The sequence below is a fragment of the Bacillus sp. ABP14 genome, from assembly GCF_001831375.1.
GTDB classification, from domain to species: Bacteria; Bacillota; Bacilli; order Bacillales; family Bacillaceae_G; genus Bacillus_A; species Bacillus_A paranthracis.
In genome coordinates, this window is the sequence record NZ_CP017016.1 from 345,807 (window position 1) to 370,374 (window position 24,568).

The 24,568-nt window shown below is 36.7% G+C and carries 21 protein-coding genes and 1 riboswitch; of the genes, 12 read left to right on the plus strand and 9 right to left on the minus strand.

What is annotated here, in order from left to right; translation table 11 throughout:
* Positions 1 to 60: 60 nt before the first annotated feature.
* From BGI23_RS01875 to BGI23_RS01885, 3 genes are read left to right on the plus strand one after another with little or no spacing between them, the layout of a single operon-like run.
* Positions 61 to 1,428, plus strand: a complete 1,368-nt coding sequence (locus BGI23_RS01875) for a sigma-54 interaction domain-containing protein (RefSeq protein ID WP_000225165.1) — start codon at positions 61 to 63, stop codon at positions 1,426 to 1,428.
* Positions 1,421 to 2,872: an NADP-dependent succinate-semialdehyde dehydrogenase gene (gene gabD / locus BGI23_RS01880; protein WP_070805114.1), complete on the plus strand. Its 1,452-nt coding sequence runs from the start codon at positions 1,421 to 1,423 to the stop codon at positions 2,870 to 2,872. Before BGI23_RS01875 ends, gabD begins: the two co-directional genes overlap by 8 nt.
* Before the next feature lie 47 nt (positions 2,873 to 2,919).
* Positions 2,920 to 3,243 (plus strand): DMT family transporter, encoded by a 324-nt coding sequence (locus BGI23_RS01885; protein ID WP_000263254.1) that lies wholly within the window; start codon positions 2,920 to 2,922, stop codon positions 3,241 to 3,243.
* Between the two features lie 40 nt (positions 3,244 to 3,283).
* On the opposite strand, the gene BGI23_RS01890 is transcribed toward BGI23_RS01885, so the two are convergent.
* From BGI23_RS01890 to BGI23_RS01900, 3 genes are all read right to left on the minus strand, one after another.
* Positions 3,284 to 4,513 (minus strand): aminopeptidase, encoded by a 1,230-nt coding sequence (locus tag BGI23_RS01890; protein WP_000007360.1) that lies wholly within the window; start codon positions 4,511 to 4,513, stop codon positions 3,284 to 3,286.
* A gap of 116 nt (positions 4,514 to 4,629) precedes the next feature.
* The gene (locus BGI23_RS01895; protein ID WP_001233742.1) at positions 4,630 to 5,712 is read right to left on the minus strand and encodes a polysaccharide deacetylase family protein; all 1,083 of its coding nucleotides are present in this window, start codon (positions 5,710 to 5,712) and stop codon (positions 4,630 to 4,632) included.
* 173 nt (positions 5,713 to 5,885) lie between these two features.
* Positions 5,886 to 7,082 carry a NupC/NupG family nucleoside CNT transporter gene (locus BGI23_RS01900; protein ID WP_070805115.1) on the minus strand — a complete coding sequence of 399 codons (1,197 nt, stop codon included), beginning with the start codon at positions 7,080 to 7,082 and terminating at the stop codon, positions 5,886 to 5,888.
* A gap of 202 nt (positions 7,083 to 7,284) precedes the next feature.
* Positions 7,285 to 7,386: riboswitch (purine riboswitch) on the minus strand.
* A 121-nt stretch (positions 7,387 to 7,507) separates the two neighbouring features.
* Between BGI23_RS01900 and rlmD the strand changes: the two genes are divergently transcribed.
* The 3 genes from rlmD to BGI23_RS01915 all read left to right on the plus strand — a co-directional run bounded on the left by rlmD (position 7,508) and on the right by BGI23_RS01915 (position 12,310).
* A complete protein-coding gene (gene rlmD, locus BGI23_RS01905) occupies positions 7,508 to 8,884 on the plus strand; it encodes a 23S rRNA (uracil(1939)-C(5))-methyltransferase RlmD (RefSeq protein ID WP_000105046.1) in 1,377 nt (458 codons plus the stop codon).
* A gap of 96 nt (positions 8,885 to 8,980) precedes the next feature.
* The gene (locus tag BGI23_RS01910) at positions 8,981 to 9,970 is read left to right on the plus strand and encodes a tRNA dihydrouridine synthase (RefSeq protein WP_044790840.1); all 990 of its coding nucleotides are present in this window, start codon (positions 8,981 to 8,983) and stop codon (positions 9,968 to 9,970) included.
* 321 nt (positions 9,971 to 10,291) lie between these two features.
* Positions 10,292 to 12,310: a GAF domain-containing sensor histidine kinase gene (locus BGI23_RS01915; RefSeq protein ID WP_070805116.1), complete on the plus strand. Its 2,019-nt coding sequence runs from the start codon at positions 10,292 to 10,294 to the stop codon at positions 12,308 to 12,310.
* A 102-nt stretch (positions 12,311 to 12,412) separates the two neighbouring features.
* On the opposite strand, the gene BGI23_RS01920 is transcribed toward BGI23_RS01915, so the two are convergent.
* Positions 12,413 to 13,324 carry an endonuclease NucS domain-containing protein gene (locus BGI23_RS01920; protein ID WP_070805117.1) on the minus strand — a complete coding sequence of 304 codons (912 nt, stop codon included), beginning with the start codon at positions 13,322 to 13,324 and terminating at the stop codon, positions 12,413 to 12,415.
* 230 nt (positions 13,325 to 13,554) lie between these two features.
* Between BGI23_RS01920 and BGI23_RS01925 the strand changes: the two genes are divergently transcribed.
* The 3 genes from BGI23_RS01925 to BGI23_RS28250 all read left to right on the plus strand — a co-directional run bounded on the left by BGI23_RS01925 (position 13,555) and on the right by BGI23_RS28250 (position 15,179).
* A complete protein-coding gene (locus tag BGI23_RS01925) occupies positions 13,555 to 14,073 on the plus strand; it encodes a YehS family protein (RefSeq protein ID WP_001251709.1) in 519 nt (172 codons plus the stop codon).
* Positions 14,074 to 14,167: 94 nt separating this feature from the next.
* A complete protein-coding gene (locus tag BGI23_RS01930; RefSeq protein WP_070805118.1) occupies positions 14,168 to 14,875 on the plus strand; it encodes a M48 family metallopeptidase in 708 nt (235 codons plus the stop codon).
* 157 nt (positions 14,876 to 15,032) lie between these two features.
* Positions 15,033 to 15,179, plus strand: coding sequence for a hypothetical protein (locus tag BGI23_RS28250; protein WP_172801676.1), 147 nt, complete (start codon positions 15,033 to 15,035; stop codon positions 15,177 to 15,179).
* Here the strand turns inward: BGI23_RS28250 and BGI23_RS01935 are convergent.
* Together BGI23_RS01935 and BGI23_RS01940 are read right to left on the minus strand one after the other, a co-directional pair.
* On the minus strand, positions 15,157 to 15,852 hold the full coding sequence (locus tag BGI23_RS01935; RefSeq protein ID WP_070805119.1) for an N-acetyltransferase: 696 nt from the start codon (positions 15,850 to 15,852) through the stop codon (positions 15,157 to 15,159). The two genes, BGI23_RS28250 and BGI23_RS01935, sit on opposite strands and share 23 nt — an antisense overlap.
* Before the next feature lie 14 nt (positions 15,853 to 15,866).
* The gene (locus tag BGI23_RS01940; RefSeq protein ID WP_070805120.1) at positions 15,867 to 16,976 is read right to left on the minus strand and encodes a mandelate racemase/muconate lactonizing enzyme family protein; all 1,110 of its coding nucleotides are present in this window, start codon (positions 16,974 to 16,976) and stop codon (positions 15,867 to 15,869) included.
* A gap of 92 nt (positions 16,977 to 17,068) precedes the next feature.
* Between BGI23_RS01940 and BGI23_RS01945 the strand changes: the two genes are divergently transcribed.
* Positions 17,069 to 18,340 carry a hypothetical protein gene (locus tag BGI23_RS01945; protein ID WP_000972829.1) on the plus strand — a complete coding sequence of 424 codons (1,272 nt, stop codon included), beginning with the start codon at positions 17,069 to 17,071 and terminating at the stop codon, positions 18,338 to 18,340.
* On the opposite strand, the gene nhaC is transcribed toward BGI23_RS01945, so the two are convergent.
* Positions 18,329 to 19,750 carry a Na+/H+ antiporter NhaC gene (nhaC, locus tag BGI23_RS01950; protein WP_000711543.1) on the minus strand — a complete coding sequence of 474 codons (1,422 nt, stop codon included), beginning with the start codon at positions 19,748 to 19,750 and terminating at the stop codon, positions 18,329 to 18,331. The two genes, BGI23_RS01945 and nhaC, sit on opposite strands and share 12 nt — an antisense overlap.
* 293 nt (positions 19,751 to 20,043) lie before the next feature.
* On the opposite strand from nhaC, the gene BGI23_RS01955 reads away from it, so the two are divergent.
* Both BGI23_RS01955 and BGI23_RS01960 read left to right on the plus strand, forming a co-directional pair.
* A complete protein-coding gene (locus BGI23_RS01955) occupies positions 20,044 to 21,159 on the plus strand; it encodes a M20 peptidase aminoacylase family protein (RefSeq protein ID WP_070805121.1) in 1,116 nt (371 codons plus the stop codon).
* A gap of 173 nt (positions 21,160 to 21,332) precedes the next feature.
* Entirely contained in the window at positions 21,333 to 21,941 is a 609-nt protein-coding gene (locus BGI23_RS01960; RefSeq protein WP_070805122.1) for an SAM-dependent methyltransferase, read from the plus strand.
* A gap of 47 nt (positions 21,942 to 21,988) precedes the next feature.
* On the opposite strand, the gene ahpF is transcribed toward BGI23_RS01960, so the two are convergent.
* Both ahpF and ahpC read right to left on the minus strand, forming a co-directional pair.
* Positions 21,989 to 23,515 carry an alkyl hydroperoxide reductase subunit F gene (gene ahpF / locus BGI23_RS01965; protein WP_000599492.1) on the minus strand — a complete coding sequence of 509 codons (1,527 nt, stop codon included), beginning with the start codon at positions 23,513 to 23,515 and terminating at the stop codon, positions 21,989 to 21,991.
* A gap of 14 nt (positions 23,516 to 23,529) precedes the next feature.
* Complete coding sequence (gene ahpC, locus BGI23_RS01970) at positions 23,530 to 24,093, minus strand: alkyl hydroperoxide reductase subunit C (RefSeq protein WP_000924422.1); 564 nt, start codon at positions 24,091 to 24,093, stop codon at positions 23,530 to 23,532.
* Between the last annotated feature and the right edge of the window lie 475 nt (positions 24,094 to 24,568).

Below are 24,568 nucleotides of genomic sequence, written 5' to 3' on the forward strand. Positions count from 1 at the left end.
TTCACTTTATAATAAAGGTATTGAAGTGAATCGATGGATTGGAAGTTAGGGGTGGCTAGGATGGTTGCAGAAAAGGAACGAGTGTTAATGGATTTACAAGATGTATTTGAATATGCGTTTGACGAAATTTTTGTGACTGACGAAAAGGGAATCGTTGTACGTGTAAATAGTACATGTGAAAGGCACTATCAATTGGCTGCAAAAGAGTTAGTAGGTAAACATGTAAAAGAATTGCAGAAAGATGGTATCTTTTATCCATCAGCAACGTTAGAAGTAATTGAAAAAAAGAGACCGATTGAACTCGTTCAAACGACAAAATCAGGAGAGTATTTACACGTTCGTACAAGGCCTGTTTTTGATGAAGAGGGCAATTTAAGAAGAGTAATTAGTTACTCTCGTGATCTTACAGAACTCTATCAATTACGTCAAAAGGTAGAAGAAATGGATAATCAGTTAAAAACATATAAAAAAGAATTAAGAGAAACATATGAACATGAAGGACTTATTTTTAAAAGTATCGCTATGCAAAAAATAGTCGAGACAATCAAGAAAGTATCCGTAGTAGATAGTACGGTTCTCGTTTTAGGTGAGACAGGAGTAGGAAAGAGTCGATTGGTGCGTCATTTACATGAAGTGAGTAACCGGAAGAATGAAAGTTTCTATGAAATTAACTGTGCGGCATTGCCGACAAATTTAATTGAATCAGAGCTTTTTGGATACTCAGGCGGATCCTTTACAGGTGCGAATCGTGAAGGGAAAAAGGGACTATTAGAATCAGCGCATAAAGGAACGCTATTCTTAGATGAAATTGGCGAAATGCCGCTTGAAACTCAAGCAAAGCTTTTGCAAGTGTTGCAAGAAAAAACGTTTCGCCCTATAGGCGGAAGAGAATTAAAAAAGGTGGACGTTAGAGTTGTAGCGGCAACAAATAGAGATTTAAGTATGATGGTGAAACAAGGAACATTTCGGAAAGATTTATATTATCGTCTGAATGTCATTCCCATTGTAATCCCGCCACTACGGGAAAGAACAGAAGACATTTTGCCACTTATTTATCATTATTTACAACACTTTAACGAGAAATATGGTAGAAATGTAAAATTAGCGCCTAGCACATTACAAATGTTTGTTGGTTACCCGTGGGAAGGAAATAATAGAGAGATTGAAAATGTGATTGAGCGAATTGTTATAACTGCCGATGATATCGTTACGATAGAAGATTTACCAATAGCGATGCAAGAATCAACGGTTGAACAGTCCGGTCAAAGTCTCTATAAAATGTTAGAAGAAGTAGAACGGAATATTATTTTGAAAGCATATAAAACATATGGATCGAGTTATAAGGTAGCGGAGTTTTTAAAAATAAGTCAATCTGCTGCGACTAGGAAAATAAAGAAACTTATAGAGGAGGAAGAGAATATTGGATAAAAAAGCGACGTTTGTAAATGTAGAGAAAAAGGCGATGTATATAAATGGTGAGTGGATTACATTGCAAGAGCAAATCGAAGTAAATAATCCAGCAACGAAGGAAATATTTGCGACTGTACCAAAGGGCGGGGTAACAGAGGCAAAGCAAGCTGTTGATGCTGCGCATGAAGCTTTTAAATTATGGTCTAAGTTAACAGCGGCAGATCGTGCAGCGAAATTAAAAAAATGGTTCACACTTATTGAGGAAAATAAAGAAGAGATTGCAGCGATCATGACGAAAGAACAAGGAAAGCCGTTTGCAGAAGCGCTTGGTGAAGTGAATTATGCAAATAGTTTTGTTGAATGGTATGCAGAAGAAGGAAAACGCGTATATGGTGAAATGATTCCTGCTTCTCATCAGAATAAACGTATTTTAGTCATGAAGCAACCAGTTGGCGTTATGGCAGCTATTACGCCTTGGAACTTCCCGGCTGCTATGATTACGAGAAAGGTAGCTCCGGCGCTTGCAGCAGGATGTACAGCGGTTGTAAAACCTGCAAGTCAAACGCCGTTAACTGCGTTAAAATTAGCTGAATTAGCTCATGAAGCAGACATTCCAAAAGGCGTAATAAATATTGTAACAGGTAGTGCGAAAGCAATTGCTGATACGTGGATGGAAGATGGGCGTGTTCGAAAAGTGTCCTTTACAGGATCAACGGAAATTGGGAAAGAGTTAATGGCTAGTGCGGCACAAACGATGAAAAAGGTTTCACTTGAGTTAGGTGGTCACGCACCGTTTATTGTTATGAATGATGCAGACTTAGATAAAGCAGTAGAGGCAGTAATCGGTTCGAAATTCCGTAACGCAGGACAAACGTGTATATGTACAAACCGAGTATTTGTTCAGGAAGAAGTTTACGAAGTATTCGCAGAGAAGTTTCAAAAGGCAGTAGGGAAGTTGAAAGTAGGAGACGGTTTCGGTGACGGAACGACTGTAGGACCACTTATTGACGAGAATGCAGTTTCAAAAGTACAAGAACATATTGAAGATGCTATTCAAAAAGGTGGAACAGTTTTATATGGTGGTCAAAAGGTTGCAGAGCTAGACGGACACTTTATGCAACCGACTGTAATTGGATTGGCGAATGATACGATGCTTTGTATGAATGAAGAAACATTTGGACCGGTTGCACCAGTTGCGAAATTTAAAACGGTTGAAGAAGTAATTGAGCGTGCAAATAATACGCCATATGGTTTAGCCGCGTACATTTTCACGAAAGATATTAGTCAAGCATTCCAAATTAGTGAAGCGTTAGAGTACGGTATTATTGGTTTAAATGATGGCCTCCCATCAGTTGCACAAGCACCGTTCGGTGGGTTTAAAGAAAGCGGTATTGGCCGTGAAGGTGGTCATTTCGGTATCGAGGAATATTTAGAAATTAAATATATTTCATTAGGACTATAAGTAGTATACTAGAATCTCTATAAGGTAACAGAGAAGGAGATTCTAGTATGGTATATTGGCTATTATTACTTGTAACAATTATTTTTGAAGTAGCTGGAACAATTGCGATGAAATTATCAAACGGTTTAACAAAGCTCATTCCAAGTGTACTTATTTTTGTATTTTACGGAATTTGTTTCAGCGTGTTCGCCATCGTTGTAAAAAAGATTCATTTAAGTATTGCTTATGCAATTTGGTCTGGTGTTGGGACGTTACTTATTACGATTATTAGTGTGTACTTTTTTAAAGAGCACATTAGCCTATTCCAAGCATTTTGTATTCTTTTCATCGTGTTAGGAGTAATTGGGCTTAAGGTTTCATCTGCATCATAAAAGGCTATCTTCCAGTGTGGAAGATAGCCTTTTGCTTTTATTAAAACGCCCAATTACCTTTACGGAAGATTGGTTCATGTCTGCCATCAGCTGTAATGCCGTCGATATCAAGCTCAGCTGATCCAATCATGAAATCTTCGTGTGTAATACTAGCGTTTGCGCCATTTTCAGCAAGTTCTTCTTTAGACATCGTTTTTCCGCCAACTAAGTTAAATGCATAAGCATTTCCGATTGCAAGGTGGCAAGATGCGTTTTCATCAAATAGCGTGTTGTAGAATAAAATATTTGTGTTTGAAATTGGTGAATCATGAGGTACTAAAGCTACTTCTCCTAAGAAGTGAGAACCTTCATCTGTTTCTACTAAATGTTTTAAAGCTTCTTCTCCAACTTCAGCTTTATAATCTACGATACGTCCGTTTTCAAATGTTAACGTGAAGTTATCGATAATGTTACCTGCAAATGCTAACGGTTTTGTACTAGATACTTGGCCATTTACACCTGTTTTAAGTGGCATTGTAAACACTTCTTCAGTTGGAATGTTCGCCATAAATGGTACGTTCTTTTCATTTAAGCTACCAGCACCAGCCCATACATGTTTTTCTGGAAGTTCGATCGTTAAATCTGTTCCAGGACCTGTATAGTGAAGAGCTTTATAATGCTTTTCGTTTAAGTAATCAACTTTTGTATGTAATGTTTTATCGTGTTCTTTCCATGCTTCCACAGGATTTTCTAAATCAGCACGAGTAGCTTTGAAAATAGCATCCCATAGTTTTGCTTCTTGTTCTTCTGGTGCAACGTCAGGGAATACTTTCGCAGCCCATTCTTTCGTAGGAACAGAAATGACACACCAGCTTACTTTATCAGCTTGTACGTAATCACGGTATACTTTCATTGCTTCACCAGCTACTTTATGAGCTGTTGCGATACGCGTTGGTTCTACACCTTTTAATAAATCAGGGTTTTCTGCATAAATAGACATAAATGCAGCGCCTTCTTTTGCTAATTCTTCACGAGCGTGTGCTTTCCAAGATGGAAACTCAGCGAATGCTTCTTCAGGAGCTAGATCGAACTTTAAGCGTGTTAACGTCTCATCATTCCAATCCACATATACGTGTTTTGCACCAGATTTATATGCTTTTTCTGTAACGAGGCGTACAAATTGTACAGCTTCAAGAGGTGCGCTAATTGATAATGTTTGTCCTGGTTGAATATTAACACCAACATTGACTGCAAGGGCAGCATATTTCTCTAACGTTTGTTCAAATGACATATGTATAATCTCCTTTAATTTGAAAGATTTCTTACTATATATAATACAAGAAAATTCAAAAAATATATATAAATATAGCGTAAAAAGAGAGCTCAAAATATATTGAGCCCTCATCGTTATTTAATCGAAGAAGCAAACTGTTCTCCGGTCGTCGTATGGTGTATGCGAACACGCTTCATTTTTAACAATTCATCGGGTTCACCTTTTGTAATGAATTTTCCGGGTTTTGTTGTCGTCGCAAATTGATAATATTTCTTCGTTTCTGCAACGACTTTATCATCTACATGACCGAATGGATAAGCAACTGCGATAACGGGTTTACCTGTTATTTTTTCTAACTTTTCTTTTGATCCTTTTAATTCCTCTTCATAGTTTGTAATTTTCGGTAAGTCTGCATGCGTCGCTGTATGAGATTGCACTGAGAAAATGCCGGAATCGACCATTTCTTTTATTTCAGAAGTAGACAGTGATCCTTCTACATCAACGTTATCAACAATCATATATTCTGTTGCCGCCGGTTTAAATGTATCGTCTTTTAGCTTTTGTAAAACATGGAATGCATTCATATTATTTTTCATACCGTCATCAAATGTAACAAAGATAGGTTTATTTACTTTATTAATATCACCCCAACGTTCAAAAGTTAGTAATGTATAGCTGTTGTCTTTTAAATATTTCATTTGGGCTTCAAAGTTAGCAGGTGAGACGAATAAATCTTTAATGCCTTGTCCGTGATAATCATCGATTGCATGATACATAAGAACGGGAACCTTTTGTTCGAAAGTAATAGCAGATTTTGTGAGTGGAATGGTTTTCCCATCTTCTTTTATGCCTATTGCTTCAATTTGGAACTCACCACGTTTTCCTTCAAATTCTTTTATATCAAAAAGAAGTGTAAACTGTTTCTCCTTTTCTTTAGAAGAAAAAGATTTAGTGTGTTCCTTTCCATCAGCAGTACGCCAAATTTTATATTGTACTTCAGTTAAAGTATCTTTTATATCTGTCATATGAATAGTAGTATTTGTAGACTCGTGTGTAATGGGCTGATAAGAAATTTTACCTTGTTCTTGCACAGTTTCTGTTTGTTTCTTAACTTCTTGAACCTTTTTCTCTTTTTTAGGTTCCTGGCTTACATTGCTAGTATTACAACCTGCTAGAATGGCAGATGTACATAAAGCAATTGCTGCGTATTTTCTCATAAAATCACCTTCTATTGTGTAGTATGTTACATATTTACATTAAAATCCCCACCGCTATAAGAGTGGTGGGGGTATACCCTTGTTCATCATATCATTTGAAGAAAATGGATGGAATGAGAAAAGTAACAATAGATAAAAAAATCACCTTACTTCAACGAGTAAGGTGATTTTTACTAAATAAACAATCCAGCGATTGTTGCAGATAAAATAGAAGCAAGTGTTGATGCAAATAGCATTTTCCAACCAAATTTCGATACGACGCTTCCTTGTTTCTCAGAAAGAGCACGAATTGTACCAACGATCGCGCCAATTTGGCTAATACTTGCGAAGCTAATTAAAAATACTGTAACGATTCCAACTGTACGTGGAGATAATGTTGCTGCAACACCTTTTAAATCAAGGATTGCTACAAACTCGTTTAATACAATCTTCGTACCCATAATTCCGCCAGCTGGGATAATATCTTGAGCTGGAATCCCCATTAAGAATGCGAATGGAGCAAGTACGTAACCGAAGATTTGTTGTAACGTAATAGCATGTCCCATTGCACCTGAAGCTGCGCTAATTACGTAGTTTACAACTTCCATAACACCGATGAAAGCGATCATTAATGCGGCAACGATACCAGCTACTTTTAAACCATCAAGCGCACCGTTAATCATTGCGCCAATAAAGCTGTCTCCGAATAAAGTACGATCAAATTTCTGAACTACTTCGTCTTCTTTTTTCGTATCAACAGGTGTTAATAACGAACAAACGATTAAGCTTGAGAATAAGTTTAGCGGAAGAGCTGCTAGTACGTATTTTGCATCTAACATCATTACGTATGATGCTGTAACAGAAGCAGAAACTGAGCTCATTGCAGAACAACAAATGATAAACATACGGTTTTTATTGAAATGTTGTAAATCATTTTTAATAACGATTAACGCTTCACTTGAACCGAAGAATACAGAGTTTACCGCATGGAACGATTCAACGCGTGGTAAACCAGTAATTTTTGAAATCGCACCGCCGACAACGCGAACGATGAATGGTAAAACACCTAAATAACTAAAGATAGAAAGTAGTGCTGAGAAAAATACGATAATTAATAGTACGTTTAAGAAAAAGACAAAGTCTCTTTGAATTCCATTAAAGAGAAAATCAACACCTGTCGTACCAAGTTTAATTAGTTTGTTGAAAACTTTACCAATGAAAATAATGATTTGTTGACCAATCTTTGTGCCAAACATAAACCAACCGATTAAAATTTGAAAACCAATCATAATAGCAATTGCACGGAAGTTGATTTTACTTTTGTTGTTTGACAAAGCAAAACATAAACCTAAAACGACAAGAATACCGATAATGCTCATTACATATTGCATGTAGTTGCCCCTTTCAGAAGTTCGTATAAAGTTTGTACATAAAACGCTCGTTGTATTACTAAAAATAAAACAAAGAGGTTTTATGTCATACGTAAGATGTCTGACCTTTTAGAAAAATGAAAATAAAAAAAGACCCATATGGATTCACTTTCATCTATGAGAGAAAGCTAATCAATATGAGTCCTTTTTTGCACATAGGCTAATATTCATTAGTTTTCCCCATAGTCCAGCAATTTAAGGTTGCCGGGTAGAAACTCTCGATCCATATTATCGAGTATATATGAGGTAACATCGTCCGTATTAAATTAGTAGTAGCGTAACATTAACAGAGAACTATCGTCAATAGCTTTTTTTCTTCCAATAGAAATAGACCATATAAGTATGATAAAATGTAACGCAGTGTTATGAAAAAGAGAGGTCGGAAAATGAGTACAAAAATGACGCCACCAGTTGAAAAAAACGAGTTTATAGATGTAGTATTTGAAGATTTAACACATGATGGTGCCGGTGTTGCGAAAGTAAAAGGCTATCCTATTTTCGTTAAAAACGGATTACCAGGTGAAGAAGCGCAAATTAAAATTATTAAAGTGAAGAAAAACTTCGCATTCGGTCGTCTAATGAAGCTTCATACAGAGAGCCCATATCGTAAAGATGCAGAATGCCCAGTGTACAATCAGTGCGGCGGTTGTCAGCTTCAGCATTTAACATATGAAGGACAATTACAAGCGAAAGAAAAACAAGTACGCGACGTTATGCAGCGCATTGGAGGACTAAGCGATGTTCCTGTTCATCCTGTACTTGGCATGAAGAATCCGTGGGTATACCGTAATAAAGCACAAGTACCAATTGGAGAACGTGAAGGCGGACTTGTAGCTGGTTTCTATCGTCAAGGAACGCATGACATTATTAATATGGAATCATGTTTAATTCAAGCAGAAGAAAACGATACATTGATTCAAGAAGTAAAACGAATTTGTGAAAAACACGGTATTTCGGCGTACAACGAAGAGCGTAACAAAGGAACACTTCGTCACGTAATGGCTCGTTACGGACAAGTAACAGGGGAGATTATGCTTGTCTTCATTACTCGTACAGCAGAACTACCAAACAAAAAAGCAATCATTGAAGAAATTGCTACGAAATTCCCAGAAGTAAAATCAATTGTTCAAAACGTAAACCCGAAACGTACAAATGTAATCTTCGGAGACAAAACGACAGTACTGTACGGATCAGAATATATTTATGACTTTATCGGCGATATTAAATTTGCGATTTCAGCACGTTCATTCTACCAAGTAAACCCAGAACAAACGAAAGTGTTATACGATAAAACGTTAGAATATGCAAAATTAGATGGCAATGAAACAGTAATTGATGCCTATTGCGGAATTGGATCAATCTCCTTATTCCTAGCACAAAAAGCGAAAAAAGTGTACGGCGTTGAAATCGTCCCAGAAGCAATCGAAGACGCAAAGCGTAACGCAGCATTAAACAACATGACAAACGCTGAATTTGGCGTAGGAGAAGCAGAAGTAGTTATTCCAAAATGGTATAAAGAAGGCGTAATCGCTGACACAATGGTCGTAGATCCACCGCGTAAAGGTTGTGATGAAGCATTACTAAACACAATTATCGACATGAAACCAAAACGCGTCGTATACGTATCATGTAACCCAGCAACATTAGCACGTGATTTAAAAGTACTAGAAGAAGGTGGATATAAAACACAGGAAGTACAACCTGTTGATATGTTCCCACATACGACTCATGTAGAGTGTGTGGCTTGGCTTAAGTTGGTATAATAGAAAAGCAGTTGATATAGGAAAATCTATACCATCTGCTTTTTGGTTTATTGAGAGTTTGAAATTGTATTCATAGTGAGAGGATTTGAATTTGAAATGATAGATAATTTTTGGCGTGAATTACCACGACCGTTTTTCGTACTTGCACCAATGGAAGATGTGACAGATGTTGTTTTCCGTCACGTAGTAAGTGAAGCTGGTCGTCCGGACGTATTCTTCACAGAGTTTACAAACTCGGATAGCTATTGTCATCCAGAAGGTATGAAAAGTGTACGTGGCCGTTTAATTTTTACAGAAGACGAACAACCGATGGTAGCACATATTTGGGGAGACAATCCCGAATACTTCCGTCAAATGAGTATTGGTATGGCAGAACTAGGATTTAAAGGCATCGATATTAACATGGGTTGTCCAGTACCGAACGTTGCATCAAGAGGAAAAGGGAGTGGCCTTATTCTACGTCCAGATGTTGCGGCAGAACTTATTCAAGCTGCAAAAGCAGGCGGACTACCTGTTAGCGTAAAAACACGACTTGGCTTTAAAGAGTTAAGCGAATGGGAAGATTGGTTAACGCACATTTTCAAACAAGATATTGCGAACCTTTCTATTCATTTACGCACAAGAGAAGAAATGAGCCAAGTAGATGCACACTGGGAGCTAATTCCGGAAATTAAAAAATTACGTGATCGTATTGCACCAAATACGCTACTAACAATAAATGGTGACATCCCTGACCGTAAGACTGGGCTGGAACTTGCTGAAAAATACGGCATTGATGGCGTAATGATTGGACGAGGTATCTTTAAAAATCCGTTTGCTTTCGAAAAAGAACCAAGAGAGCATAGCAGTAAAGAACATCTAGATCTTTTAAGACTACAACTTGATCTTCAAGATCAATATGCAGAAGTACTGCCACGCTCAATCACAGGACTTCATCGCTTCTTCAAAATTTATGTAAAAGGCTTCCCAGGAGCTGCTGAATTGAGAAATCAATTGATGAGTACGAAATCGACTGATGAAGTGCGTGCATTGCTTGATAAGTTTGAGGCGAGTGTTAGTGAGACACAGGGTAGTGAAACGGTGTAACTTTTGAAAGTTAGAGGGGGTGGAGTGTAGTAATTTTATTAGTGTAAGGTGAACCGTATCATAAGTAAGTGAGGTATTCTATATAAAACGAGGGTAAGAAAAGAATACAGGAGAAAATGGTAGGTTGATCTTGATGTTCACTGATATTAGCATGTTTATTTTACCCCGCTATTTGCGGGCAGTAAAACTCCCACCTTAAAATTCTGCTAGTGCAAAGAGGTTAGGTTGGATTCAGGCTGATAATAAGTGGGGGGGATGAATCACCCCCCCCTCACTTATTAAAGTTGCACTTTATTACGCCTATAATTGGAGGCTATGCAAATGTTAAGTGATCAGACGAGATATTCTAGGCTCGCGAATATAACCAAAATAATAAATACAAAATTAGAATTACGTGAAGTATTGCAGCGTGTAACAATGGCGATATCAGAGGAGATTGTTAGGTGTGACGCTGTTGGAATTTATTTACCTGAAGAAGATGGAACATTTAGAGGGTTTGCAGGAAAACCAGAGACCATAAATGGCGTAACGCTCGATACGCAGGTAATTGATCCTGAAGTAGACTTACTGGCAAAAGAAGTTATTGAAACTAAAAAAACCATCTATATTCCTGATACCTCAAAGGATCATCGACCGGATTCGAGACCAGTCGATGCGTTTAAAATTAAGTCTTTATTAGCTCTGCCTATCTCATTTGGGCAAGAGTTATTTGGTCTTGTTTTTTTATTTGATTATGGAGTTCCAATGAACTTAACAGATTCAGAAATTCAAAGTGTTGAAGCTTATGTAAACATGGCGGCGGTCGCCATTCAAAACGCAAAAAATTTAACCCAAAAAGAAAATCTTATTGCCGAGAAGCAGCTGTTACTAAATGTTACCCGTGATTTATCAATGTGTTCCTCAATACAGGAGAGTTTTGATAAATGCTTTTTTTACTTAGGACAGATTTTAGAGAGTAAAAACATGGCTGCCCACCTTTTAGATCCGCTAGACAAAACAACGATTAAGACAACGAAGTTAAGCTCGGGCTGTGATTGGATAGAAGCAGATTGGATGGAGAAAAACTATGAAGCCAAGATTCAAGAGATTATTCGAACAAAAAATATAGATAGTAAGGGTTTACTGATGATTCCATTGGTTTCAATGGGAGAAGTATTAGGGGTAATCGTCGTTGGCAAAGAGGAAAAAACTCATAATTACGATGATTCCCGAATTCAACTGGCAAAATCTATCGTTGATGCCACAGCTCCTACGTTTTCAAACTTGTTATATATGGATCAACTTGAAAGCATGGTGGAAGAAAGAACGAGAGAACTAGCTGCTGCTAATGAAAAAGTTACAAGTGTGATTGAAAGTATTACGGATGGATTCTTGACTTTGAATAATAAATGGGAATTTATGTATGTAAATAAACATCAACATTTCCCGCAAAGAAAAACAGTAAAAGACGTATTAGGTAAGAATATATGGGAGGTCTTCCCAAGTAGCGTAGATACGGTTATATATAAGGAGCTTCATCGTGTAATGTCAGAGCGAACTACAGTCCATTTTGAATTTTTTTCTACCTCTGATGAATATTGGCATGAAGTTATTGCATATCCGTATGATGATGGTATTTGTTGTATTTGTAAAAACATAACAGAAAAAAAGCAATATGAGCAGGAATTGAAAAGGTTATCCAACATAGAGTTAATAGGGCAAATGGCAGCAGGTATCAGCCACGAGATTAGAAATCCAATGACAACAGTACGAGGATTTTTGCAGTTATTAAAAGAAGAGAACAACTATGAGAAACATAGTAAGTACTTTAATTTAATGGTTGAAGAACTTGATCGTGTCAATTCTATTATTACTGAATTTCTCTCAATAGGTAATACAAAGAAATCAGATTTACAGATGTTAGATTTAAATTCGATTATCCACGATATTATTCCTTTAATAAAGATAGATACGCATAATCAAAATAAATATATTCAAGTCGATACAAATGACGTTCCAGTATTACTTTTAAATCGTAATGAGATACGGCAATTATTAATGAACCTATACCGTAATGGCTTAGAAGCGATGAGTACAGGGAAAACTCTAACTATTAGCACCTATAAGGAAGGGCAAAATTGTGTGGTGCTTGCAGTGCGGGATGAAGGGAAAGGTATCAGCCCTGAAGTATTAGAGAAACTGGGGACTCCATTTTACACAACCAAAGATAATGGAACTGGATTGGGATTAGGCGTATGTTATGCCATTGCTACCCGTCATAATGCAAAAATAGAAATTCAAACAGGATCAGAAGGCACTACCTTTTTTGTTAAATTCAATTATCAAGATAATGGAAACTAATCTTATTTAGATTAGTTTTGTTGAACTGTACCAAAAATATTTATATTTGAGTAGTATAAAAAATGGACAAACCTATATTAGATTTGTCCATTTTTAAGTGTGTTAATTAATAGTAAATCCCCAACCGTAATTTCGCACGGTTATCCCATCCTGTTTTGCTTTATTAATATCATCCTCAAAGGAAGGTGCTATCCCACTACCAACTAAAATACCTTTTACAGTATTTAATTTTAATTCTTTTTTACATAGTTTAATATAATGTTTAATTTGATTTAAAGCGTTTCTATCAATAGGTCCTTTCTTAATTTCTACTACAATAAATTCGTTATTAGTAGTATCTCTTAATAACAAATCTAAACGTGATTCATCTGAGAAGATATGTTGGGATTTTTCAATTGTATAGTTTACATCAAGTATTGAAGGGTTAGAAATAATAAATTTCTCGATATCTCTTTCTAAGATTTGAAATACTTCTTCAGCGGTTAAAACTCTATTAGTAAGTCTACCCTTGGACTCATTTTGCTCAATTAAATCTAGTAATAAATTGATATCAGATGTATTCAATTCTTTCCAAGTACGAAGAGCAGAAGAAATTGCACTTAATAAAGATTGATTAGGATTAAGGTTTGCAGGCCTAGATAATTTACTCAATAATTCAGGCGTAATTTCCAAAGGAACTTGAAGGACTTTAGATTGAATAGGGTTTCCAAACGCAATACATTCACTTGGTGTCAGTTGTTGTATCTCTTTCTTTAGGTGGGGATTATCATATTTATTTATGATTAAACGATTCTGTTTGATATCTTTTACAAGCACGACTTCTTCGACCAGATAATATGCGGTTATATATCGCTTGTTATGTATTGTTTTATGAAAGAATAGAAAATCTCCCTTTTGTACTTTTTGGAGTTTGTCGGTATTAGCCCCTGACTCTCCATATGTATATTCTGTTAGCATCGGGTCCTCATGTCCGAAATTTCGTTCAGCATCTTTATAACCAATTAGATAATTCACTATTGATTCCCTCCCATATAAACTCTAGTATCATTATAATCCAATTGGTTTTAAATGGATAATTTTAAGCGCCTAATCAGCATATGTTGCTGTTTTAAAATCATCTCCACAAGCATTAATCCACCTAAGACTACAAAACCACCTCCTAAAATGTTAAAGTAGTAATTTGACGACATTCATTTACACATGCTACAAGCATTATGATAATCAACATTTCAGGAGGAAACCCAATGGCAATGAGCAACAACGATATATTAAAAAGAGTAAGATATGCTTTAGATATAAAAGATATAGATATGGTAGAAATTTTTAAACTTGGCGGAATGGAAGTAACGAAAGAAGACGTAGTTGATATGCTTACAAAAATAAAGAGAGCGCCTCAGCACGAACCTGAAAACCCTGATGTGGAAGAAGATGAGTACGTAAAAACATGCGATATGATGATGTTAGAGGCATTTTTAAATGGATTTATTACTTTAAAAAGAGGTAAGCAAGATCCGAAACCAGGGCAACCGGCACCTGTACAAAGCAAAGAAAGTGCGAATAACCTTCTTCTAAAGAAAATGAAAATAGCACTATCTTTAACGAGTGAGGATGTACTTGATATATTAGATAGCGTAGGCGTTACGGTGACTAAGGGAGAACTAGGCGCTCTATTAAGAAAAAAAGGCCATAAAAATTACAAAGAGTGCGGCGATAGATACGCAAGGAATTTCATTAAAGGATTAGCTGTAAAGTATAGAGGATAATGATTCCGTTAAAGCGGTAAATGATATAATAGGTAGAGTAGGGTGTTCGTATCCTACTCTTTTTTATATGTAAAATAATACGTTAGGTGATGAAATGGTACATACATATTTAGGTGAGACAATTAATTTTCATATAACTTATAAAAAGAAAAGATCGGTGCGTTTTTTGGTAGATTCTTACGGAAATGTGGAAGTACAGGCGCCGAAAGGGACCCCTGTTGAATACTTAATCCAGTTGCTAGAAGAGAAGTGGGATTGGATTCAGACAACACGTAAGGAAATGGCGGAGCGAGCGCGTGGACCACAGGAAAAGGATTATGATCAAGGAGAAGGCTTTTTGTATTTAGGAAGTACGTATCCGATACAAATTTCTCAAGATACAAATATTACGCAAGACAATGCAGTGTTTGAAGGGGATAAGCTACATATTTATGTGAAAGATCTTAAAGATGAGAAAATACAGCAAGCTTTAAAACGATTTTACTATAAGCAGTGTAAGTCATTAGTAGAGAAGAGTATTAAAGCGCATCAAAGTAACTTTAAAACAAAACCACGTTCTATTCGTATTACAGATAGTAGTCGCACGTGGGGTACTTGTGATTCGAATTTACAACTAACCTTCAATTGGAAGCTAGCGATGGCACCACAGCGAGTAATTGATTATGTAGTCGTTCACGAAATGTGCCATATGGTTCATTTAAATCATGATCGCTCTTTTTGGCGTCTTGTCGGGAAGATAATGCCTGATTATAAGGAAATGGAGAATTGGTTAGCGTTATCTAGTTGGAAGATGACGGTTTAATGTTACGCTTTGTATAGGTTGCGATTATTGTCAATCTTTGTCGGTAAGTCGATATATTTCAAAAATCGCTGATATATTTGGAGTTGCGCCGATATATTTTGGAAATCGCTGATATATTTGGAGTTGCGCCGATATATTTTGGAAATCGCTGATATATTTGGAGTTGCGCCGATATATTTCAAAAATCGCTGATATATTTGAAGTTGCAATCGATATGTTCAATGAAGAGAAAGCAAAAGGAGATGTCACAGCAGACATCTCCTTTTTTTCTGGCGTAGCAATTATCGTCCAAACTTCACAATAAAATCTCCATCCACCTTCTCCATCTCATACCCACGATAACCCTCCGAAAGCAACGCCTGCTGTCCACCAGCATCACTCATCGGAACGATCTTAATATCCGTCCAATCTTGTTTTTTAACTCCGCGCAATTCCTTCACAAAAACATACCGCATACTACCACCATATTTCTCCTTCAGCGCAGCAATCTCCATCCCTTGTGAGAACTTATCTTTTAAGCTTGGAATGTTAAAAGGTGCAACGGTGCAGCACACATAATCATATTTGCTGTTTTCTTTTTGTAATTCGTCCATGATGACTGTCGCTAATATTTTTTGCATCCCATTTCCGCGGTAGTTCGGATGAACGTTTGAGATTTCTTGATAGATGACGTGGTGTAGTTCACTTTCTGGTAAGCCGATATCAAGTCCTAAATGTTCATCGTCGATAGGAGGGACGAGTAGGGCGCGAAATGCGATGAGTTCGTTTTCGATAAAAGCACCGATCATCATGCCGTTTCCTTCTAGAATGTATTGAAATTCTTCTTGGGAGAGTGGTTGTAGACGACTTTTATCTTCTAGTGCTTCAACTACAACGTTTTGTAATAATAAAATTTGTTCGATGTGATCTAGTGATAGTAATGTAACGTGAAATAGCTCGTTATTTTGTTTTAATCTGCCCTCGTATAGAACTGTCATGCGTTAGTCCTCCTTTAGCGTACAACGTCTTGAAAGACGGTGAGTTCTTGCAGGATATCCTCATTTATTTCAATGCCGAGTCCTGACTTTTCGTTTAAGCGAATAAATGGTACGTCGTAATGTAAGTTTCCGATGTCTTTCGTGAACTTTAATGGACCGGTTAGCTCGACGCTCGTAATGATTTTTTTCGAGAAAGCGACATGGAATCCTGCGGAAGAGGCAACGGATGATTCGCCCATGGATCCAACTTGGCATTCGATGCCGGCCATTTCTGCTTGGTGAGCGAGTTTTACAGCGGGATATATGCCACCGCATTTCATTAGTTTTATATTTACTTTATCAGCCGCGTCTAATTTAATGATTTGGCGCATTTCACGAGAACCTTTTAATCCTTCATCAATCATAAGCGGAAGGTCTGTTTTCGAACGAATGTGAGCCATTGCGTCAATATCGTCTGCAATGACAGGCTGTTCAATCCAGTCGATGTTTAAATGACCTAATGAACGAAGTGCTGTTAATGTGTTGGCGCTATTTTTCCAACCTTGGTTTACATCAACACGAATCGCAATATCATTTCCTACACGTTCACGTACCGCTTCAATTCTTTTTACATCTTCTTTTACATTTGTACCGACTTTCATTTTGAAAGATTGGTAACCTTTTTGAATCATGGAAGCAGCTTCTTTTGCCATGGCTTCAGGTTCGGCGATACTTAAGACGTGAGTGACAGGAAATTCCTCATGATATCGTCCGCCAATTAATTGATATACAGGTTGATTTAATTTTTTACCCATTATATCGAAACAGGCAATATCTATTGCAGCTTTTGCAGTAGGAACACCGTAAATTGTATTATCCATCATATCGTGTATTTTCTCGATATTCATTGGATTTTGCCCGATAAGAGTAGGAGCTAGTGTATGCTTTAAAGTATGGAAAGTACTTTCCCACGATTCACCTGTAACGTGATCATCAGCGACGCCTTCACCATAACCGATAATGCCTTCATCTGTTTCCATTTTGACAATAATAGAAGGCATATCAGAATAAGAACCGTAACTAATAACAAACGGATCGCGAAGCGGTAAACGAATTGCATAAAGATGAATAGCTGTAATTTTCATTAGGTAGAGACCCCTTCCTGTTTACAATGGTTTTGTACATTTGATATAGTTGACGTTAAATAGTCGTTAATTAATGATAAGGAGTTAGAGAAATGATGATAAAAATTGCAGTTGTCGGTTCAAAAGAGTTTATGGAGACAATTTTACCTATTGCTCATAAACTAGAAGAAATAGAGATTGATCCATATATTTACCTTCATCCGGCGGAATCTTCTGAACTATTAAAGCGTTTAAAGCCTTGTGATGTCATCTTTTTCTCAGGTGCTTTACCTTATTATATGGCAAAAGAAATAAGAGAACAATTACGAATTCCAAGTACGTACTTACAGCAAGACGAGACAACTGTCGCATCTTCTATTCTTTCTATCATGTATCATCAAAGTATTCAACCACATAACATTTCTATCGATTTAGTAGACCGCTCGTTTATTACAAATGTGTTCCATGATATCGGTATAAAAGAAAGTCCACAAGTGTTTGATTATGAAAATATGCTGTGGAGTAAAGATGAAATAAATAGAGTTATTGATTTTCATGTAGCTAAATATCAATCTGGAGAGGCTCATTTAGCTTTAACTAGTATTCACGCTGTTTACGACGAGCTTCAAAAACTAGGTGTTCCTTCAGAGCGAATGATTGATCCAACACAGTCCATTATACATGGGTTAAAAGGTGCAAAAATAAAAGCTGAGTTAGCAAAAAGCTATTCAGCTACTGTTGGTGCTTGTATTATTTCTTCCTTAGAATTACGAACGAATTTGCTTGAAAAACTAGATGTCATTTCAAAAGAACTACGTGGTTCATTTAAACAAGTGGATGAAATGACATGCATTTTGTATACAACTCGTGGTGATATCGAATCCATTATAAAAACAAATATAATAAATAATTTATTTGCGAGTATAGAAGGAACGATAGCTATTGGATTTGGTTACGGAAAAACTGTGAAAGAAGCGGAGCAAAATGCAAAAATTGCTCAAAGTTTTGCAAAGAATAATCCAATAGATCGTTGTTTTTATATACTAACAAGTGATAAAGATTTATTTGGTCCGTTCCCGAAAGAACAGAGAGTACAAAGTTTGAAAAATGATAATCCGGAACTAATGAAAATAGCGAAGGAAACGAAGCTTAGTCCGGCCAACTTGTCAAAAATTATTCAATTTAGTCAATCGCATCCGTCATTGAAGTTTACAGCAGCTGACCTTTCTGAGTACTTACAAGTGACTCGAAGATCGACAGAAAGGTTGTTAAAGAAATTAGTTGATTACGGGTATGCTCATATTTGCGGCGAGGAAATGCCCTATCAACAAGGGCGACCTCGCGCACTATATGAACTGAATTTACCGCTATTTTTAAGCTTCTAGTTGAGCTTTTTGTTTCTTTAGTAGTTCTGCTTTTTCAATGTCTGATAGTTTTGTAATTGTGAGACCAGTTATACCGTAAATGATTGAGATAATAGGTACAATGAAATTCAAAATAGCATAAGGGGCATATTCAAATGCACCTACGCCAAGTGTTGCGAGAATAAATACACCGCACGTATTCCAAGGAACAAAGACAGAAGTTAATGTTCCACCATCTTCTAATGCTCTGGATAAGTTTTTTGAATGTAGTCCTTTTTCCGTGTATGCATTTGCGTACATTCTTGAAGGGACGACAATTGAAATATATTGTTCAGAGCAAGTAAGGTTTGTTGCAAAGCAAGATGCGATAGTAGAAGCGATAAGCCCTTTTGCTGATGTCGCTAATTTTAAAATTTGATTTACAATGGAGCGAAGAATACCTGTATGTTCTAGTACTCCTCCGAAAGTCATAGCGACAATTGTCATAGAGACTGTATTCATCATCGAATCTAAGCCACCGCGGTTAAATAGTTCGTCTACTAGCTTGTTTCCAGTGTCTATAACAAATCCAGCTTGGAGTGCACCGACAGATGCGGAGACAGAACCACCTTGAATAAAGACTTGTGATAAAAATCCTAAAATAATACCTACGAGAATAGCTGGTATAGCAGGAACTTTTTTAGCAACCAATACCATAACGACTACAGGTATAATTAATAGAAAAGGTGAGATAACAAAGTTTTGCTGCAATACTTGTAATGTTTGCTCGATACTTTTGGCATCAATATTGTTAGCACCGAAGCTTCTTCCTAAGAACGCATAAACGATAAGAGTAATAATTAAACCTGGAATTGTAGTAAATAACATATGACGAATATGTGTGAATAAATCTGTATTTGTTAATCCAGCGGCTAAGTTTGTTGTGTCTGAAAGCGGTGACATTTTATCGCCGAAATAAGAACCGGAAATGATAGCACCGGCAACCATCGGAGCTGGGATTCCCATACTTAGGCCAATGCCCATTCCTGCAACACCAATTGTTCCCATTGTAGACCAAGAGCTACCAATAGCTAATGCAACAATAGAACAAATAATTGTAATTGAAACTAAAAATAGTGATGGAGTTAATAGATTTAAACCGTAATAAATCATTGTTGCGACGATTCCACCACCAATCCAAGCACCGATCGTTAAACCTACTAGGATAATGATAACGATAGCGGGTAATGCGAGGCGAATTCCTTTATACATTGCTTCTTCAATGTCGTTCCATTTGTAACCGTAACGCCAAGCGACGATGGAAGCAACGGTTGTACCGATAATAAGTGGGACGTGAGGGCTTTGTTTTAATACAACAATTGTAACCATCATAACTGCAACTGTAATGATAATAGGGATCATGGCTACACCAAAAGGTATTTCTTTTTTCATAAATGTCCTCCTTGTTATGTATGTTTGTTTGTATTTTTAGAATTGTCGTAAAATAGACGTTTATTAGGTTATGATAACTAAAAATATATGTAAGCGTCAACATAAAAGACAGAAAATAAGTAATATTCTAGTTGTTTGTTTAGTTTGTAATATAGATGTAGAGTAAGCTTTTTTAGTGTTTAAAAATAAATAATTGACTTTTTTCTTAAAATTCAATATGTTCATAAAAATATCTGTTTTTCATAAGTATAATTAACCTGAATGGTTTGGAATTTGGGAAGGAGAATGTAGCTTTGAAAACATTAGAACTACAAGAGCGTTTAACTGAAATTTTTCAGCATTTACATGAAAACCCTGAAGTGAGTTGGAAAGAGTATGAAACGACAGCGTATATTACTAACTTTTTAAAAGAAGAAGGAATTTCATATAAAATATTTGATGATTGCCCAGGCGTGATTGCTGAAATTGGAAGCGGAAATCCTGTTATTGCAATTCGCGCTGATATGGATGCACTTTGGCAAGAAGTGAATGGAGAATTTAAAGCGAATCATTCGTGTGGTCACGATGCTCATATGACGATTGTAATGGGACTTATTTTACAATTAAAGAATATGAGATGGAAAAGTGGTACAGTTAGATTTATTTTTCAGCCAGCAGAAGAGAAAGGGAATGGCGCTTTAAAAATGGTAGAGAAGGGTGCTGTGGATGATGCGGATTTCCTATTCGGTGTTCATTTGCGCCCGATTGAAGAACTATCTTTGAAACAGGCTGCCCCATCAATTCGTCACGGAGCAGCAGGATTTTTAGAGGGTATGATTCACGGAGAAGATGCACATGGAGCACGCCCACATCAAGGGATAAATGCGATTGATGTTATTTCCATGATTAATATCGGTTTGAAAAACATATGGCTACCACCGCAAAGTTCCTATTCAGTAAAGATGACGAGGTGCCAAGCTGGTGGTGATAATTTAAATATTATTCCGGGTAACGGGCATTTTAGCTTAGATGTCAGAGCGGAGAGTAATACATTATTAGAAGAATTGAAGAAAAAAATAGAGCATGTCATAGAATCAGCTGCATCGATGGGATCGAAAACTTCATATGAGTGGATGGATCTCGCGCCAGGAGCTGAAGTTTCAGAAGAAGCTGAGCGATTTATGCGTAAAGGTATTCTTGAAGTGTATGGGGAAGATAAATGTACGGGACCACTTTATACGACAGGAAGCGATGATTTCCATTACTACACAGTGAAGAGACCACATTTAAAAGCTGTCATGCTTGGATTAGGAGCAGACCTACAACCTGGATTACACCATCCGTATATGAAGTTCGATCATAGTTGTATTATGGATGGGGTAGAAATATTAAAACAAACTGTATTGAAAGTGTTAGAAGACAGGGGCTAGGGAGCTCCTGTCTTTTTGTAGAAATTTGTCATTAAGTCGATATCCTTTGTCGAAACGTCGATATATTGAGAAAATCGTCGATATAATTTCACGTACCTATTAATTTGATGAAAAATGAGCATCCAGTACATGGTGTATAATAATAAGTACCATTTCTTAATAGGAGAAAACGAATGAACGAACAATATTACGATGCAGTTTTACATATAAAAACAGTCGGTGAGCAAAAAGGATTTAACAAGTCTATGCATTATCATCGTTATGAACCGACGCCATATAGCGGATTAGATGAGTTATTGAATCAATATGAAATAAGAAGTAGCGACCAGATTGTAGACTTTGGATGTGGAAAAGGACGATTAAACTTTTACATGCACCATAAGTTTGGTGCTTCAGCGGTTGGAATTGAAATGAATGAAGAGTTTTATAAAGAAGCGATGGATAATCGAGATCGTTATGCCCGAAAGGTAAGAAACAGTAAAGACAAAATTCGATTTGAATGCTGTTTAGCACAAGAATATGAGATTGATTCACGTGATAACCGTTTTTATTTCTTTAATCCATTTTCTGTACAAGTGTTTATGAATGTAGTCAATAACATTTTGCTTTCGGTAGAGGAAATAGAGAGAGAAGTGGATATTATTTTGTATTATCCTTCTGAGGACTATATTTTCTTCTTAGAAAATCAGACTGCGTTTGAGCTGAAGAAAGAAGTTAGATTGCCAGGTGCTTATGAGAAGAATGGGAATGAGAGATTTTTAATTTATACATTAAGATTATAAAAAAGCAGGTGCCAAGGCACCCGCTTTTTTTACTCACGTCTATATAATTAGTTACGGATTAAGTAATCAAATGCACCTAAAGCTGCGTTTGCACCTGAACCCATAGAGATGATGATTTGTTTGTACGGATTATTTGTACAGTCACCTGCAGCAAACACTCCTGGTACGTTTGTAGCGCCGTGCTTGTCTGTTACGATTTCACCGCGAACGCGTTCAACTGTTTCGCCTAACCAGTCTGTGTTTGGAACAAGACCGATTTGTACGAATACACCTTGTAATTCAACGTGATGAACTTCTTCAGTTTCACGATCGATGTAAGAAATACCGTTTACTTTATCAGTACCAGTAATTTCTTTCGTTTGAACGTTTTTCAGAACAGTTACGTTTGGTAAGCTGTTAAGACGTTCTTGTAATACAGCATCAGCTTTTAATTCTGGCATGAATTCAAGAACAGTTACGTGCTTAACAATACCAGCTAAGTCGATAGCTGCTTCAATACCAGAGTTACCTCCACCGATAACTGCTACGTCTTTTCCAGTGAATAATGGACCGTCACAGTGTGGGCAGTATGCTACACCTTTATTTTTGAACTCAGCTTCACCTGGTACGCCAACATTACGCCAGCGAGCACCTGTTGAAACGATTACGCTCTTACTTTTCAGAATAGCGCCGTTTTCAAGTTCCACTTCAATAAGTTCTTTTTTCTCTAAACGTTTCGCACGTTGTAGATTCATTACATCGATGTCGTATTCTTTAACGTGCTCTTCAAGACTTGCCACTAGCTTAGGACCTTCAGTGCGTTTTACGCTGATGAAGTTCTCAATGCCCATAGTATCCATTACTTGACCACCGAAGCGCTCAGCAACGATACCAGTGCGGATTCCTTTACGTGCTGCATAAATTGCTGCACTTGCACCAGCAGGGCCGCCACCAACAACAAGAACATCGTATGGATCTTTATCAGAAAGCTCTGATGCATCTGGACCGTTACCCATTTTAGCTAAAATTTCTTCAAGTGTCATACGACCGCTGCCGAAAGATTCGCCGTTTAGGAAAACTGTTGGTACTGCCATGATGTCTTTGCTTTCTACTTCCTCTTTGAATGCAGCGCCATCAATCATAGTATGTGTAATACCAGAGTTAAGAACGCTCATTACGTTAAGAGCTTGTACAACATCAGGACAGTTATGACAACTTAGGCTGATATAAGATTCAAAATGATATTCGCCTTGAATGTTTTTAATTTGATCGATTAATTTTTGTTCAACTTTTGGAGCGCGTCCACTTACTTGTAGTAAAGCTAACACTAATGAAGTAAATTCATGTCCTAATGGAATACCAGCAAATACGACACCAGTGTCTTCACCAGGGCGGTTTACGCTAAAGCTTGGTGTTCTCTCTAATTCAACTTTTTCTACTGTAATCTTAGATGACATAGTAGCTAATTCGTCTACTAGAGCTAACATATCTTTAGATACGTCATCGTCTCCTGCGCTTACTTTAAGTAAAATATCGTTCTCCATTAATTGAAGATATTGGGATAGTTGTGTTTTTATATCTGCATCTAGTATCATTTTGATCGAACTCCTTAGATTTTGCCTACAAGGTCAAGGCTTGGTTTAAGTGTAGCAGAACCCTCTTGCCATTTAGCTGGGCAAACTTCACCTGGGTTGTTACGTACGTATTGAGCTGCTTTAATTTTGTTAACAAGAATGCTTGCGTCACGGCCGATACCGTCAGCATTGATTTCCATAGATTGGATAACGCCGTCTGGATCGATGATGAATGTACCACGAGCAGCAAGACCTTCTTCTTCCATTAAAACGTTGAAGTTTGTAGTGATTGTGCGAGTTGGGTCACCAATCATGATGTACTCGATTTTACCGATAGTTTCTGAGCTATCATGCCATGCTTTGTGAGTGAAGTGAGTGTCTGTAGATACAGAGTATACTTCAACGCCTAACTCTTTAAGAGTTGCATATTGGTTTTGTAAGTCTTCAAGTTCAGTTGGGCAAACGAATGTGAAGTCAGCTGGGTAGAAACAAACTACACTCCATTTTCCTTTTAAACTTTCGTCAGTAACTTGGATAAATTCTCCATTATGGTAAGCATTAGCTTTAAACGGTTTTACTTCTGTGCCGATTAATAACATATTAAAATTCCTCCTAAATGTTGGTTTTGAGCATCAAAAAATAGTGTGCTCATAAAATATATTTTTTAATTAACTATAATAATTCTAATTCGATATTAATTATCATATAGAAGTGGTTATTTTGTCAAGCGAATAAACGAACTTTATATCAATTTAATTAATATTTATTCTCAATTAAGGATAACAGGGAATGGAAAGGTAATTTTAAGTTTATAAATTTTCAATGAGTGCTTGAAAGAGTAGTGTGTATGTTAGAGATATGATGTAAGTATAAATTCTTAGGAAGGAAATATTTCTTAGAAGTTGTCTTTTTGAAAAGGAACTGCGTATTTCTATTTTACAAAGAATTGTGTGATAAATAAAATAAAATGAACTAGAATCTTTTTGAACAATTTTTGTCCTCTCAAATATATAATTAGGAAGCATATTGCAATGATATAGAAACATTGACTCAAGATATTAACAAGATATAATA